Consider the following 15,343-nt stretch of genomic DNA (forward strand, 5'->3'; position numbering starts at 1 on the left):
CAAAAGGAAGCATTTATTTGGCTAGGCGTTTGACAACAGCCGCTATCTTATGTGCCGCCTGCTTCACATGATCCTCTTCATTCCCAAGACCGAAGCTTATTCTGACTGAGGATGTCAGCTCTTTTGCTTCTTCGCCATACATGGCGCTTAACACGTGCGAAGGAAGGACAGATCCAGCCGTACATGCCGATCCGCTTGAAACAGCAATTCCTTCCATATCTAAATTCACAAGCAGCGATTCAATGGAGACGCCCGGGAAATGAACATTTAAAATGTGCGGCAATGTCTCTTTCGGATGTCCATTGATAGAGAAATTGAGAGATTCCTCTTCGAATACTTGCAGCATGGTTTCTTTGAGCTTACCATAATGCATCGCTTTTTCTCTTCTATTTTGCTTCGTTAATTGAACAGCTTCTGCCAGCCCAACAATTCCTGCCACATTTTCAGTGCCGGCACGGCGCTTTCTTTCTTGTTCGCCTCCGAATATTTGCGGAGAAAGTTTCACGCCTTCGTTTACATATAAAAAACCTGTTCCCATCGGACCATTCAGCTTATGGCCAGAAGCAGATAAAAGATCAACATGGAGATCTGCTGCATCAATGGGCACTGTGCCAAACGCCTGCACTGCGTCTGTATGAAAATGAGCAGTGTGATCACGCAGAAGTTCGCCAATGGCTTTGATTGGCTGAATCACACCTGTTTCATTATTGCCGTACATGACGGTCACAAGAATCGTATCATCTCTCAATGCTTGATTTAATTGATCAAGATGAATCAATCCTGTTTCGTCCACATCTAAATATGTCACTTCAAATCCTAGTTTTTCTAGGCGCTCACATGTATGCAGCACCGCATGATGCTCTGTTTTCACTGTGATGATATGTTTTCCTTCATGCTGTCTTGCCATGGCAACACCTGTAATTGCCAGGTTGTCCGCCTCGGTTCCACCGCTTGTGAGGATGATCTCCTGCGGTTTACAGTGTAATTCTCCTGCAATGACTTCTCTTGCTTCATCGAGCCACTTTCTTGCCTCGCGCCCATATGAATGAATACTAGAGGGATTGCCAAATATCTCTGTAAAGTACGGCATCATCTTGTCCACAATACGCTGATCCATCGGCGTTGTGGCCGCATGATCTAAATAGATTCGTTCCATTTCCGGTACACCTCTGATCTAAATATAGAACATATACGAGTCTTGATCCCCGTCATCTGTGTAGCTTGCCAAGTCTTCAAGAGTTGTATTGTCTAGTACGTCTTTTACTGCATCACGAATACGAATCCATAGTTCACGCTTTGCTGGTTCTTCGTTTTCGATGACTTCAACAGGACTAATGGGTCCTTCTAATACACGAATAATATCACCTGCTGTGATCTCGTTTGGTTCATGTGCAAGAACATAGCCACCATACGCTCCGCGGATACTTTTAACAAGACGGGCATTGCGGAGTGGTGATACAAGCTGCTCTAAATAATGCTCAGACAAATCATTGTTTTGAGCGATTGATTTTAATGATGTAGGGCCTTCGCCATGTTTTTTGGCTAATTCGATCATGATCGTCAGACCATATCTGCCTTTAGTTGATATTTTCAAGTTAAACACCTCTGCGTTTTCTATTCTATGTCATCAATTATTTTTCTGATTTCATATACGCCGATAAATAGACCAGAAGCAATTATATCATACTTTCAGCCAACTTTCATTTACGGGTTCTGAGCATGATAGAAGGACGAATCCCTTTTCTATTTGAAGAAATTTCGGTACTCTATACAAACAAGACATTGCTATAGGAGAGATAATTATGAAACCTTTAGCGTACCGGATGCGCCCAAGTCATATTGAAGACATTATTGGGCAGGAGCATCTTGTTGGAGAAGGTCAAATTATTAGGCGAATGGTCGAGGCAAAACATTTATCCTCGATGATTTTATATGGACCGCCGGGCATCGGCAAAACATCGATTGCAACCGCGATTGCTGGCAGTACAAGCATTGCTTTTCGAACGCTGAATGCGGTCATTCATAACAAAAAGGATATGGAAGCTGTTGCCGCTGAAGCGAAAATGAGCGGCCAGGTGATCCTTATTTTAGACGAAGTCCACCGGCTTGATAAAGGAAAGCAGGATTTTCTTCTTCCTTATTTAGAAAATGGCATGATCATTTTAATTGGGGCAACGACGGCTAACCCTTACCATGCGATCAATCCTGCCATTCGAAGCCGGACACAAATATTTGAGCTGAAGCCGCTTGAAACAGAGCAAATCAAAGCTGCGTTAACAAGAGCCTTACAGGATGAGCATCGAGGGCTTGGCGGCTATGAGGTGACAGTGGACGATGAAGCGATGAATCATTTTGCCAATGGATGCGGAGGAGACGTGCGTTCTGCTTTAAATGCACTCGAGCTCGCTGTCTTATCGACAAAAGCTGATGAGACAGGGCATATCACAATCACTCTTGCCGCAGCAGAAGAATGTTTACAAAAAAAGAGCTTCTCACATGACAAGAATGGTGATGCTCATTATGATGTCCTCTCGGCTTTTCAAAAATCCATTAGGGGATCTGATACAGATGCGGCGCTGCATTACCTTGCCAGACTGATCGAAGCAGGAGACCTTGAAAGCATTACAAGGAGATTACTCGTGATGGCTTACGAGGACATTGGCTTAGCCAGTCCGCAGGCAGGCCCCCGCGTGTTAAGCGCAGTACAAACAGCAGAAAGAGTCGGCTTCCCAGAAGCACGGATTCCACTGGCGAACGCAGTGATTGAGCTGTGTCTTTCTCCTAAGTCTAATTCGGCATATAAGGCGATTGATGCGGCACTTGGTGACATTCGTACAGGGAAAATTGGAGAAGTTCCAGTTCATTTAAAGGATGCTCACTACAAAGGCGCCACAGCACTCGGAAGAGGCGTCGATTACTTATACCCGCATGATTACGAAAACGGCTGGGTGAAGCAGCAATATTTACCTGATCCGCTGAAAAACAAGCAATACTATGTACCGAAACAAACCGGAAAATTTGAAGGTGCATTGAAACAGGTCTATGAAAATTTAAAACGCCAGAAATAAAAAAAGCCCCCTGCATTTCAGCAGGCGGGCTGTTTATTTATCCTTCACACGTGTAATTGGAATATCTTTTAAAAGCTTCATAATGACATGACCACCCATGATAAGTCCGGCAACAGACGGAACGAATGCATTGGATGATGGCGGCATTTGTGCCTTGCGAATCTTCGCTTCATCATTTCCAACTTCTTTTCTGACATCTTCACGAATAACAATCGGACTTTCATCAGAGAAAATGACTTCAATTCCTTTACGAATCCCTTCCTTACGCAGACGTGTTCTCACAACTTTTGCAATAGGGTCGGTATGTGTTTTTGAAATATCATCAATTTTGAAGCGTGTCGGATCTGTTTTGTTCGCAGCTCCCATACTTGAAATGATGTTCACACCTCGTTTCAGACACTCTTTCATTAAATGAATTTTATAGTGAATGGTATCTGAGGCATCAATGACGTAATCAAGCGGATGCTCAAAAAATTGCTCGTATGTTTCCTCTGTATAAAACATCTTCAGCGCAACAACTTCACATTCTGGATTAATATCAGCGATTCTCGCCTGCATTAAGTCAACCTTTGGCTGGCCAACTGTTGATAGCAATGCTGGAAGCTGACGATTTACATTTGTAATATCAATATCATCTTTATCAACAAGAACAATACGGCCAACGCCTGAACGAGCGAGTGCCTCTACTGCGAATGAACCAACGCCGCCCACACCAAGCACTGCAACTGTACTGTTTTTTAGTATATTTAAGCCTTCCTTGCCAATGGCAAGCTCGTTTCTTGAAAACTGATGTAACAAGTGCCTCACTCCACCTTTATTTAAAATGAATCGAAAGAATCATATCATATTCAGACTTCTCCGTCATCCTTCTCTAAAAGAAAAAAACACAAAAAAGTCCCGATGACGCCGCCAGCATTTCCTTCGTTTTGAACCCCGCACCATGCAGGTGGGTGCTTTCTTCCTGACTTTATAAGTCCTCTAAAGAGGCATTTATGCAGAAAGGAAAGGCAAGCTCCCGTATAAAAAAATGTTCGGTCAAAACTAGGTAACCACCGTACGTATCAGGACTTTATTTATTATTGATGAAAGCATATCATAGGCATATTTCTTTTTCAAGCGTTTACATACCTATAAACATGCGCCTATTTTACTGTTTTACTTTTGTTTTAATCGCTAAACTCAGCTCATCAAGCTGCGCCTCGCTTACATGGCCAGGGGCATCTGTAAGAACGCAGCTCGCACTTGCCGTTTTTGGGAATGCAATCGTATCTCTTAAGTTAGAGCGGCCTGCAAGCAGCATCACTAAACGGTCAAGACCCAGCGCGATTCCGCCATGCGGAGGAACACCATGCTCAAACGCATCCAGCAGGAAGCCAAATTGTTCGTAAGCTTCTTCTTTTGAAAAACCAAGTAAGCCAAACATTTTTTCTTGAATGTCCTTTTCGAAAATACGAATAGAACCTCCGCCAAGCTCGTAGCCATTCAGCACAAGATCGTAAGCCTGTGCCTTCATGTCTTCCGGGCTTGTTTCAATTAATTCAAGATCCTCGCGAACTGGCATTGTGAATGGATGATGGGCAGCATAGAAGCGGCCTTCTTCTTCATCTTTTTCAAGCAGCGGCCAATCGACAACCCATAAGAAATTGAATACAGACTCATCGATCAGTCCAAGCTCTTTACCAAGTTTTAAGCGAAGTGCACCAAGCGCATCATGGACAACAGACGTCTTATCTGCAACAAAAAGTAAAAGGTCGCCTTCTTCAACTTGCAGCTGTTCTTTTAATTCAGCTTGCTTTGCTTCATCAAAGAATTTAGCGATCGGCCCTTTTAATTCAGTCCCTTCTGCTTTTAGCCAAGCTAGACCTTTTGCACCGTAGTTCGCTGCAAATGCACCAAGTGCATCAATGTCTTTTCTTGAGTAGTTCGCTGCAGCCCCTTTTACATTGATGGCTTTCACAGACCCACCATTTTTCACAGCTCCGCTAAACACTTTGAAATCGGAGTCTTTTACCGTGTCTGAAATGTTCACTAGCTTCATCTCAAAGCGTGTATCCGGCTTATCAGATCCATAAGAATTCATCGCTTCATCGTATGTCATACGAGGTAATGGCAATGTAAGGTCTACACCTTTGACATCTTTCATCACCTTCGCCATCATCTCTTCAGCAAGCGTCATGATGTCCTCTTGACTCATAAAGGACATTTCAATATCGACTTGTGTAAATTCCGGCTGACGGTCAGCACGCAAGTCTTCATCTCTAAAACAGCGGGCAATTTGATAATAACGGTCCATTCCAGAAACCATCAGCAATTGTTTAAATAATTGCGGAGATTGAGGCAGTGCATAAAATTCTCCCTCGTGTACACGGCTTGGAACAAGATAGTCACGCGCACCTTCTGGGGTACTTTTCGTTAAAATTGGTGTTTCAATGTCTAGAAAGCCGTTGTCGTCCAAGAAATGGCGGAATGCTTTTGTAACTTCATGTCGCATTTTCATTGTTTCAAACATTGCAGGGCGGCGAAGATCCAGGTAACGATATTTTAAACGAACATCTTCTGATACCTCATCTGCTTGATCTGAAATCACAAAAGGAGGAGTCTTCGCTTCATTTAAAACGGTGACCGTTTCGACTTGAATTTCAATTTTGCCCGTTTTTAAATTTGGGTTGATCGTTGCTTCTTCTCTTGCAACAACCGTTCCTTTAATATCAAGGACATATTCATTACGAATTGATTCTGCTGTCTCAAGCGCCTCTTTTGATAAGTCTGGATTGAAGACAACTTGTACAATCCCTGTACGGTCGCGCAAATCAATAAAGATTACTCCGCCTAGGTCACGCCTTTTTTGAACCCATCCTTTTAATACAACTGACTGACCAATTTGGTCTTCTGTTACTTCTCCACAATAAAAAGTTCTACCAAACACAAACATTCCACTCCTTCTTTACGCTTTCTGGTGGGCCTTCAACATTTGAATCAGCTCATCAAGCTTCACTTCAATTTGTTCACCCGTTGCCGTATCTTTCACATTCACAATTTGCTGCGCAAGCTCATCTTCACCAAGAACTGCAATAAATTTGGCTTTTAATCGATCAGCCGCTTTAAATTGTCCTTTTAGTTTCTTCCCTGTATAGTCCATTTCACTTGAGATACCTTCTTTTCTCAGACGGTTTAATAATGAAACAGAATAATCCTTCGCTTCATCTCCGAGAGCAGCAATGTATAGATCAATACCATCTTGCAGAGGAAGCTCAATTCCTTCAGCATCGATCGCAGATAAGAAACGCTCAATACTCATCGCAAATCCGATCCCTGGTGATTCAGGACCGCCAATTCCTTCAACGAGCCCATCATAACGGCCGCCGCCGGCTAATGTTGTAATCGCACCAAAGCCTTCTGCATTACTCATGATCTCAAATGCTGTGTGATTGTAGTAATCAAGACCGCGTACTAAATTTGGATCAACGACATACTCAATGCCTATATCCGATAAGTATTGTTTAACCTTTTCAAAATAAGTCCGCGATTCTTCATTTAAGAAATCTTGAATGGATGGAGCTGTTGCCATCAATTCATGATCACGATCCTTTTTACAATCAAGAATACGAAGCGGATTTTGATGTAAACGCGTTTGACAGTCGTGACAGAATTCCTCAATTCTTGGCTCAAAGTGCTCGACCAGTGCTTTGCGGTAGTCTGCACGGCTCTCTTTGTCACCAAGGCTGTTAATGACGAGCTTTAAGTTGGAAAGACCTGCTTTCTCATACACACTCATCGCAAGCGAAATGACCTCAGCATCAATGGCAGGATCTTTGGAACCAATCGCTTCTATCCCAAATTGATAAAATTGACGATATCTTCCTGTTTGCGGACGTTCATAGCGGAACATTGGTCCGATGTAATACAGCTTTGTTGGCTGAGCAGGCTGTGCAAACAATTTATTTTCAACATAAGAACGGACGGTTGAAGCTGTTCCCTCTGGACGAAGTGTGATGCTGCGTCCTTTTTTATCTTCAAATGTGTACATCTCTTTTTGAACGATATCAGTTGATTCGCCTACTCCCCGTGCAAACAGCTCAGTATGCTCAAAAATCGGTGTGCGGATTTCTTTGTATTGAAAGGCTGCACATGTATCTCTCGCAATTTGTTCAACATACTGCCAGCGTTCTGACTCTCCAGGTAAAATATCCTGTGTGCCTCTTGGAATATTAAAACTCATTTTTCGTCCTCCTACGACCATCATTCATTTTTTATGTGGACATATAAAAAACCCCCGCCTCTACTATGTGTATAGTAGGGACGAGAGTTATACCCGTGGTGCCACCCTAGTTGGAACATGATCCAGCCATGTTCCCGCTCAAATCCTTAACGCAGATTCACGTTCTCCGCCTATTGACTCATTTTTAGAGCGTTCAGCAGGAAACCTACAGAGTGTTCTTTCGTGATAAATGCCATGCGGATTCGCTTTCAGCCTAAGGCGATTCCTCTCTGCTCACGCAATTTACCCTACTATTCTCTATCATCAGTTCCACATTTTAAATTTTCAAGTGTGTTGATTTATATTATAATAAGGTCGGTGCTGCCACTCTGTCAACCCTTGCCGTGCCTCTTTTTCTTTTCCAGCTCTTCTTTTGACGTACATCCGTATTCAGATGCGGTCTCTTCAAGGAAGCCTGGCTGATCCATTTCGTCGTGCTGCCAGCGGTCGATATCACGATGTCCATTATATTGCACTCGTCCTAATTTTCTGCTTAATCTCATGTTTGTACATCCTTTTATCACATTTTTATTTAGTATAAACAGATTGATTCATTTTTATTAGGGAAACTGCAAGGAATTCATCCACTACATAACGAATTAACATTCATCGGTTTTACAAGGGAGGGGAAAACACCGTTTTGAATCTGAAAAAACACAATCAAATGATGATGCTGCTTACTTGTTTTGTTCTCATCGCGAGTTCTTTGCCTATGACACATGCTACAGCACAAACAGATCAAGCTGTTGTCGCAACAGATAAAATCAATGTGAGAACGGGCCCTGGTTTAAGCTATGGAATTGCAGCTGTTGTAAAACGCGGCGAAAGTTATCCCATTCTCACTGAACAAGGAGAATGGGTGCAGATCCAATTATCAAACGGACAAAAAGGCTGGGTCGTCTCATGGCTGATTACCACATCATCCGGCGCTCAAAAATCCGCGAAGCCAAAGGCGCAAGGTCAAAGCACGGCTGGAGGCAGTACAATTACATCGACAGCTTCCGATCTTCGCATCCGGACAGGCCCTGGGACTTCCTATCAAGTGATTGGTACTTTCCCGCAAGGTGCTACCGCTAAAAAGCTCGAGACAAGCGGCGAATGGACGAAAATTTCGTATAAACAAGCAGAAGGCTGGGTTCACTCTGATTATGTTTCAGGGGGGCAGAAAACTTCTCAATCAAGCTCCGGCGAGTCCTCTCGCTCTAACCAGACAGGCACAGTTGGCGTATCGAGCTTGAATGTAAGGCAATCGGCCGCACCAAATGCACAAGTCGTCGCTTCACTTGCCCGCAACACACAGATCACCATTTTGCGAGAGCAGAACGGCTGGTATGAAATTGAGGGGAAAGGCGTAAAAGGCTGGGTTGCAAGCTATTACATTGTCACAGGCAAAGGAGCAGGCTCTGCACCTGAAAAGAGTTCATCCTCTTCGGCTTCTGAACAAAAAGCGTACATTGTCTATGATGGCACCAATATTCGAAAAAGCGCTTCTACCTCTGCTGGGATTGCAGAAAGAGCAACAAAAGGAGCTGCCTATCAAATCGTTCGGACGCAAGGTGACTGGTACGAGGTGACACTATCAAACGGCGGAACTGGCTATGTGGCGAGCTGGGTCGTTCAAACGAAGAAAAATAGCAGCGACGCGCCAAGACCTCAGCAGGATTCATCGTCTGGAACTGGTTCTTTAAAAGGGAAAACGATTGTTCTTGATCCTGGTCATGGCGGAAAAGACAGCGGCACAATCGGCGCAGATGGTGCTTTTGAAAAGAACATCACCATCAAAACCGCCAATTTACTGGCAGGCAAATTAAGGGCTTCTGGTGCAAATGTATATTTAACAAGAAGTGATGATACCTTTATCAGCCTTCAATCAAGGGTGGCAACATCTCATTACCGAAATGCAGATGCATTTATTAGTCTTCATTACGATAGTTTTATGGATCAAAGTGTTAGAGGAAGTACAGCGTATTATTATCAAGCAGCAAAAGATCAGCAATTAGCGTCAAGCGTTCATTCAGAAGTTGCAAAACGCTCTCAAATCCCTGATAAGGGTGTCAAATTCGGAGATTACTTTGTTTTAAGAGAAAACAAACGCCCTTCCCTTTTATATGAACTCGGGTATTTAAGCAATCCTCAGGAGGAAGCGATCATTTATAGCGCCTCTTACCAAGAACGAGTCACAGAAGGAATGACTGAAGGATTAAAACAATATTTCCGTTAAAAAGAAAGAGGCCACTGCGCCTCTTTTTTGTTTATCCGCAAAAGAAAAAGACTCTAAACAAACTCCCGCACGAGTTCATCTACAGTCTAAAGAGAATCTATTCTTTGCTGTCCATCAAGATCGTGACTGGTCCTGAATTGGTCAATGTCACGTCCATCATCGCACCAAAACGGCCAGTTTCCACATGGATGCCTTTTTCTCTAAGGGTTTTATTGAAACATTCATAAAGCGAGTTAGCTGCATCCGGCTTGGCGGCTTTCATAAAATTCGGTCGTCTGCCCTTTCTCGTATCACCATATAGGGTAAATTGTGATACAGACAGAACGCTTCCTTTTATGTCCAATAATGAACGATTCATTTTCCCATTTTCATCTTCAAAAATACGTAAATGTGTAAGCTTTTCAGCTAAGTAAAGCACATCTTCTTCTGTATCTTCGTGTGTGACACCAACAAGCACCATATATCCTTCGTTGATGGCACCTGTGATCTCTTCTTCTACCTTCACAGATGCATTTGTCACACGCTGCACAACAAGCCTCATAGACGATATACTTCCTTTCTAATTCATGAATCGTCGAACAGAGTAAATGTCTTTGATTTGTTTAATGCGTTCGACCACTTTGTGCAAGTGATTAATATTTTGGATAAAGATCGCCATATGGATCGTCGCCACTTTGTTACGATCAGACTTCCCAGAAACAGAGGAGATGTTCGTTTTGGTTTCGTTGACTGCTTGAAGCACCTCGTTAAGTAAGCCGCGTCTATCATATCCTAATATTTCAATTTCCACATTGTATTCTTTACGGTTTTGAGCAGGCTGCTCATGCTCCCACTCGACGGGAATTAACCGCTCCTGCGCTTCTCCTGTCTTCACGTTCGGACAGTCGTCGCGGTGAACAGATACGCCTCGGCCCTTCGTAATAAAACCGACAATGCTATCGCCAGGAACAGGATTACAGCACTTAGATAAGCGGACAAGCAGGTTATCAATTCCTTTGACCCTTACGCCAGCTTCCCGTTTTTTCCCGTGATACGTCTTCGGTTCCACCGTCACTTCTTGAACGGTTTTCTCTTGCTCTTCTTGATCTCTTTGTTTTCTTTCTTTTTCCGTTAAACGATTGGCGACCTGCAGTGCAGTAATGCCGTTATATCCGACTGCTGCATACATGTCCTCTTCGTTTGAAAAATTAAATTTGTCAGCCACTTTTTGCAGGTTTTCAGCGGTCAGAATGTCTTTGACATCAAACTCAAGGTTTTTGATCTCTTTCTCCACGAGCTCTCGGCCTTTTTCGACATTTTCTTCACGGCGCTGTTTTTTGAAAAACTGTCTGATCTTGTGCTTCGCTTGGGAGGTTTGGGCAAGCTTGACCCAATCCTGACTTGGCCCGTAGCTGTGCTTTGATGTCAGAATTTCAATAATGTCACCTGTTTTTAGTTTGTGATCGAGTGTGACCATCTTGCCATTGACCTTGGCACCGATCGTTTTATTCCCAATTTCCGAGTGAATCCGGTAAGAGAAATCAATTGGAACTGAGCCCGACGGCAGTTCAATGACGTCTCCTTTTGGAGTAAACACAAACACCATATCAGAGAAAAGATCAATCTTTAACGACTCCATAAATTCTTCTGCATCTGTGGATTCGTTTTGAAATTCAAGAATTTCTCTAAACCAAGAGAGCTTCTTCTGGAAGACTGCTTCTTCTGTTGATTCTGCTGACTCTTTGCCTTCTTTGTATGCCCAGTGTGCCGCAATCCCGTATTCTGCAATTTCATGCATTTCCACTGTACGGATCTGAACTTCAAGCGGATCGCCTTTTGGTCCAATCACCGTTGTATGAAGAGACTGGTACATGTTCGGCTTTGGCATCGCGATATAATCCTTAAACCTGCCTGGCATCGGCTTCCAGCATGTATGAATAATCCCGAGCACAGCATAACAGTCTTTAATGCTGTCAACCAAAATACGAACGGCAAGCAGATCATAAATTTCATTAAACTGCTTATTTTGCAAGACCATTTTGCGATAAATGCTATAAATATGTTTTGGTCTGCCGGAAAATTCAGCCTTGATGTTTACCTCAGACACGCGGTCTTTCACTTCATTGACAACCTCGTCCAAGTATTCCTCACGTTCCGCTCGTTTGCGCTTCATCAGATTCACAATCCGGTAATATTGCTGCGGATTTAAATAGCGGAGTGCTGTATCTTCAAGCTCCCACTTAATCTTTGAAATCCCTAATCTGTGCGCAAGCGGTGCAAAGATTTCAAGTGTTTCATTTGAAATTCTCCGCTGCTTTTCCTGCGGAAGATGCTTGAGCGTTCTCATATTATGAAGACGGTCTGCCAGCTTAATCAAGATCACGCGGATATCCTGCGCCATTGCAACAAACATTTTTCGATGGTTTTCGGCCTGCTGTTCTTCTTGTGATTTATATTTAATCTTCCCGAGCTTTGTGACACCATCAACAAGCATTGCTACTTCCTCGTTAAAATGCTCTTTTAAATCCTGTAATGTCACATCTGTATCCTCAACTACATCGTGCAGGAAACCGCCTGCAATGGTTGATGGGTCCATTTCAAGATCAACAAGAATACCCGCCACTTGAATTGGATGGATAATATAGGGCTCACCAGATTTCCGGTATTGCTCCTTGTGTGCATTTTCAGCATATTCATATGCTCGCTCTATAAATTGAATATGTTCAGCGGACAGGTATTCTCTTGCCTTGTCAATGACCTGCTGCGCCGTTAAAACTTGTTCGTTCGCCATGGAATCACCTTTTTAAATGAAAACTGTATTGTAGTTTATTATCAAGAAAAATTCGATAGATGTAAAGAGAAGAAGTCCGCTAAAAGATTTTTGATAGGAAAAAAGCACCCTTCTTACTGAGTGCTTTTTACGAAAACTCCATTAGTATTGCATTAACGTCATGATGTCGTAGCCGTCAAGCTTCTTTCTGCCGTCCAGATACGTCAGTTCAATCAAAAATGCAATCCCTGCCACAACGCCGCCTAATTCCTCTACAAGCTTAATGGATGCTTCAATTGTTCCACCAGTCGCAAGTAAGTCATCAGTAATCAGGACACGCTGACCAGGACGAATCGCATCTTTATGAATCGTTAATACATCTTTACCATATTCCAAGCCGTAATCGACTTTAACGACTTCACGAGGAAGCTTTCCTTCTTTACGAACCGGTGCAAAACCTACACCAAGTGCGTATGCTACAGGGCAGCCAATAATGAATCCACGCGCTTCAGGTCCAACAATGAGATCAATGTCTCTTTCCTTCGCGTATTCAACGATTTGATCCGTTGCATAACGGTACACTTCGCCTTTATCCATTAACGTTGTAATATCTTTAAATTGTACACCTTCCTTTGGGTAGTCAGGTACAACTGTCACATATTGTTTTAAATCCATCTTTTCCTTTTCCTCCTCGTACGTCAAAGCACAGGTGAGACTTCGCTCATCATGCTATTCAGCCATTCCTTCAGCTCTTTAGCTGAGGAATATGTTAGTGTTTGATCGAGTTCCATCAATCGTTGTTTTGCTGTATAGGACGCTGACGCCGTTAAATCTTTTTTAGGGGCATCAAGTACTATTGACAGCACACCATTCTCTATTTTAACAAAACCGAGTTCAAAAAACACCTTTGTCATAAAAATGATTGTATCTTTTGTCCAGCCTCTATGTTTGGCAAGCTCCATTCCTTGTTCTTTGATAGGAAAACTTCCCCGTTTAAACAAGAACCCATAAAACCATTTGAATTGGTCACGGCTTGGGAAAGAGGACATAAAATGATCTTCTTTTCTTTGAAAAACCGTATAAATTCTCGCAGGCTTTTGATTTTCTAAAAGCTGCTTCAGCAATTGCTCATCTGCGGGAACATCCGCAAAGACCACATACTTTCCTTGTACATCAAATGTGGATACATTTTCTGCATGAACATGATGAATGGGGAGATCGACGTCCTGTTTTGTTGCTTCATCAAAACAGACAACCAATGATTTTTCTGAATCAAGTGTCGAAACTTTCTTCTCCCAATCCTTTTTCCCGCGCAGATCAAACAGCTGCCATTCATCAACTCGTGCATCTTTTAACATCAGCTGTGGCTTCTTCCGGTTATTCCATTCATTGACAGACATTTCTCCAATCACAGAAATGCGGCTTCCTGGAACAATTTCCTCTTTTAATTTCCCTTGATGAAAGCCGACACAGTCAAGCAGTGTGTCTTCGTCTTTCAGAGACATTTTAATATGGTTGTGATTTGCCCCAATCGTTCGGATATCTTCAAGCTTCGCATCTTCAATCATAATGAACGGTTTTGGGTTTGACATACCAAACGGTGACAGCATCCCCGCTTCTTCAATCGCTTGAACCGTCAATTCGTCTACCTTGCACACGGCATCGACCCGCTGAATTGGAATAAAATCTTCTTCCGTCAATGTTTCATTTGCATATTGATTTAATCTTTCCCTTAGTAAAGATACATCATCCGCTCGAAGTGTCATCCCTGCTGCCATCGGATGCCCGCCGAAATGCGGCAGGATGTCGCGGCATTTGCTTAGATGGAAAAATAGATCGAAACCAGGAATACTCCGGGCTGATCCTTTTGCCATTTGCGTCTCTTCATCTATTCCAAGCACAATCGCCGGACGAGAAAAAGTATCCGTCAATTTAGAGGCAACAATTCCGACAACGCCCGGATTCCAGCCAGCTTTCGCTACAACAATCGCAGACTGGTCATCACCTGCCTCTTCCACCATTTGAATGGCTTCTTCTGTGATCGTACTGACAATCTTTTGTCGTTCTTTATTCAGTTCCTGTACAAAACGAGCGAGCTCTTCTGCTTCATCCTTATCCTCAGTCATCAGAAGATGAACGGCTGGATCTGCCTGTTCAATTCGCCCAACAGCATTCAGCCTTGGCGCAATTTGAAAGCCGACCGTTTCCTCATTGGCTTCTTCTAGAGTGGCTCCCGCTTCTTTCAATAACGCTTTCAGCCCCGGTCTATTCGACTGCCGAAGCTGTACAAGGCCTTTTTTGGCGAGCCACCTATTCTCATCATGAAGCGGTACAAGATCCGCGATTGTCCCGATTGCTGCAAGATCTAACAGCTGTACTGGCAGCTTCCCAAGCAGTGCATGCGCCACTTTAAACGCTACGCCTACACCAGCAAGTTCTTTAAAGGGATACTCACAGCCAGGCTGCTTAGGATGGACAATGGCAAGTGCCTCAGGCAGCTCCTCACTTGGTTCATGGTGATCTGTAATGATCAGGTCTAACCCTATTTCTTTTGCAATACGTGCTTCATTTACAGCAGCAATGCCTGTATCGACCGTGATGACAAGCGATGCTCCTTGCTCCTTGATATATCGAAATGCCTGTTCATTAGGCCCATAGCCTTCTTTAAATCGATCTGGAATATAAAAGTCTACTATCGCAGACCGCTCTTTTAATGTATGTAAAAGTACAGACGTACTTGTCACACCATCTGCATCATAGTCTCCGAAGATCACAATCGATTCCTGCTCTTCGATCGCTTTGTTGATGCGCTCTACTGCTTCTTTCATTCCTTTTAATAGAAATGGATCATGAAATTCGGCTTTTTGATCAAATAAAAAAGACCTCGCCTCTTCTACTTCTTCAAGTCCTCTTTTTACGAGAAGCGATGCAGTCAGCGCTGAAATATTCAGATTTTCAGAGAGTGATTTCACTTTTTCTTCGCTTGGATGTTCATATTCCCAGCGCATTTTGGATAATAACATAAATTCACCCCTCAACCACACTAT

Annotated in this window: 12 protein-coding genes, 1 other RNA gene and 1 other annotated feature; of the genes, 2 read left to right on the forward strand and 11 right to left on the reverse strand. The window is 43.1% G+C overall.

All coding sequences use genetic code 11. The features are described 5' to 3' along the window. Window positions 1–13 precede the first annotated feature (13 nt). Window positions 14–1,156: a cysteine desulfurase family protein gene (locus tag MHH65_RS12585; protein WP_098676991.1), complete on the reverse strand. Its 1,143-nt coding sequence runs from the start codon at window positions 1,154–1,156 to the stop codon at window positions 14–16. An 18-nt stretch (window positions 1,157–1,174) separates the two neighbouring features. Further along, window positions 1,175–1,594, reverse strand: coding sequence for an Rrf2 family transcriptional regulator (locus tag MHH65_RS12590; RefSeq protein ID WP_024423125.1), 420 nt, complete (start codon window positions 1,592–1,594; stop codon window positions 1,175–1,177). Window positions 1,595–1,802: 208 nt separating this feature from the next. Here MHH65_RS12590 and MHH65_RS12595 point away from each other — a divergent pair, with 208 nt between their 5' ends. Next, window positions 1,803–3,068: a replication-associated recombination protein A gene (locus MHH65_RS12595; protein ID WP_024427862.1), complete on the forward strand. Its 1,266-nt coding sequence runs from the start codon at window positions 1,803–1,805 to the stop codon at window positions 3,066–3,068. Window positions 3,069–3,101: 33 nt separating this feature from the next. Here the strand turns inward: MHH65_RS12595 and MHH65_RS12600 are convergent, their stop codons facing one another. From MHH65_RS12600 to MHH65_RS12620, 5 genes are all read right to left on the reverse strand, one after another. Next, complete coding sequence (locus tag MHH65_RS12600; protein WP_046311906.1) at window positions 3,102–3,866, reverse strand: tRNA threonylcarbamoyladenosine dehydratase; 765 nt, start codon at window positions 3,864–3,866, stop codon at window positions 3,102–3,104. Between the two features lie 92 nt (window positions 3,867–3,958). Next, window positions 3,959–4,139, reverse strand: a non-coding RNA gene (ssrS, locus tag MHH65_RS12605) — 6S RNA. A gap of 76 nt (window positions 4,140–4,215) precedes the next feature. Next, the gene (gene aspS, locus MHH65_RS12610; protein WP_098677049.1) at window positions 4,216–5,994 is read right to left on the reverse strand and encodes an aspartate--tRNA ligase; all 1,779 of its coding nucleotides are present in this window, start codon (window positions 5,992–5,994) and stop codon (window positions 4,216–4,218) included. Window positions 5,995–6,012: 18 nt separating this feature from the next. Then, window positions 6,013–7,287, reverse strand: coding sequence for a histidine--tRNA ligase (gene hisS / locus MHH65_RS12615; RefSeq protein ID WP_268414549.1), 1,275 nt, complete (start codon window positions 7,285–7,287; stop codon window positions 6,013–6,015). Between the two features lie 73 nt (window positions 7,288–7,360). Then, window positions 7,361–7,600: a binding site (T-box leader), on the reverse strand. 58 nt (window positions 7,601–7,658) lie between these two features. Continuing rightward, window positions 7,659–7,829 (reverse strand): YrzK family protein, encoded by a 171-nt coding sequence (locus MHH65_RS12620; RefSeq protein ID WP_003216250.1) that lies wholly within the window; start codon window positions 7,827–7,829, stop codon window positions 7,659–7,661. 137 nt (window positions 7,830–7,966) lie between these two features. Between MHH65_RS12620 and MHH65_RS12625 the strand changes: the two genes are divergently transcribed. Further along, the gene (locus MHH65_RS12625; protein WP_268414550.1) at window positions 7,967–9,547 is read left to right on the forward strand and encodes an SH3 domain-containing protein; all 1,581 of its coding nucleotides are present in this window, start codon (window positions 7,967–7,969) and stop codon (window positions 9,545–9,547) included. A 97-nt stretch (window positions 9,548–9,644) separates the two neighbouring features. Here the strand turns inward: MHH65_RS12625 and dtd are convergent, their stop codons facing one another. The 4 genes from dtd to recJ all read right to left on the reverse strand — a co-directional run bounded on the left by dtd (window position 9,645) and on the right by recJ (window position 15,319). Continuing rightward, entirely contained in the window at window positions 9,645–10,088 is a 444-nt protein-coding gene (gene dtd / locus MHH65_RS12630) for a D-aminoacyl-tRNA deacylase (RefSeq protein WP_098676994.1), read from the reverse strand. An 18-nt stretch (window positions 10,089–10,106) separates the two neighbouring features. Beyond that, entirely contained in the window at window positions 10,107–12,317 is a 2,211-nt protein-coding gene (locus tag MHH65_RS12635; RefSeq protein WP_034279902.1) for a bifunctional (p)ppGpp synthetase/guanosine-3',5'-bis(diphosphate) 3'-pyrophosphohydrolase, read from the reverse strand. A 141-nt stretch (window positions 12,318–12,458) separates the two neighbouring features. Continuing rightward, window positions 12,459–12,971, reverse strand: coding sequence for an adenine phosphoribosyltransferase (locus MHH65_RS12640; RefSeq protein ID WP_267587217.1), 513 nt, complete (start codon window positions 12,969–12,971; stop codon window positions 12,459–12,461). A gap of 23 nt (window positions 12,972–12,994) precedes the next feature. Next, window positions 12,995–15,319 carry a single-stranded-DNA-specific exonuclease RecJ gene (gene recJ / locus MHH65_RS12645; protein WP_268414551.1) on the reverse strand — a complete coding sequence of 775 codons (2,325 nt, stop codon included), beginning with the start codon at window positions 15,317–15,319 and terminating at the stop codon, window positions 12,995–12,997. Window positions 15,320–15,343 lie beyond the last annotated feature (24 nt).

Origin of the sequence: Bacillus sp. FSL L8-0654, assembly GCF_038629965.1 — a bacterium.
GTDB classification, from domain to species: Bacteria; Bacillota; Bacilli; order Bacillales; family Bacillaceae; genus Bacillus; species Bacillus safensis.

Excerpts from the sequence above, each read along its gene's own strand:
- MHH65_RS12595 (WP_024427862.1), top strand. The coding sequence starts at position 1,803 with ATGAAACCTTTAGCGTACCGGATGCGCCCAAGTCATATTGAAGACATT.
- MHH65_RS12635 (WP_034279902.1), bottom strand. The coding sequence starts at position 12,317 with ATGGCGAACGAACAAGTTTTAACGGCGCAGCAGGTCATTGACAAGGCA.
- MHH65_RS12620 (WP_003216250.1), bottom strand. The coding sequence starts at position 7,829 with ATGAGATTAAGCAGAAAATTAGGACGAGTGCAATATAATGGACATCGT.
- MHH65_RS12585 (WP_098676991.1), bottom strand. The coding sequence starts at position 1,156 with ATGGAACGAATCTATTTAGATCATGCGGCCACAACGCCGATGGATCAG.
- hisS (WP_268414549.1), bottom strand. The coding sequence starts at position 7,287 with ATGAGTTTTAATATTCCAAGAGGCACACAGGATATTTTACCTGGAGAG.
- recJ (WP_268414551.1), bottom strand. The coding sequence starts at position 15,319 with ATGTTATTATCCAAAATGCGCTGGGAATATGAACATCCAAGCGAAGAA.
- MHH65_RS12640 (WP_267587217.1), bottom strand. The coding sequence starts at position 12,971 with ATGGATTTAAAACAATATGTGACAGTTGTACCTGACTACCCAAAGGAA.
- dtd (WP_098676994.1), bottom strand. The coding sequence starts at position 10,088 with ATGAGGCTTGTTGTGCAGCGTGTGACAAATGCATCTGTGAAGGTAGAA.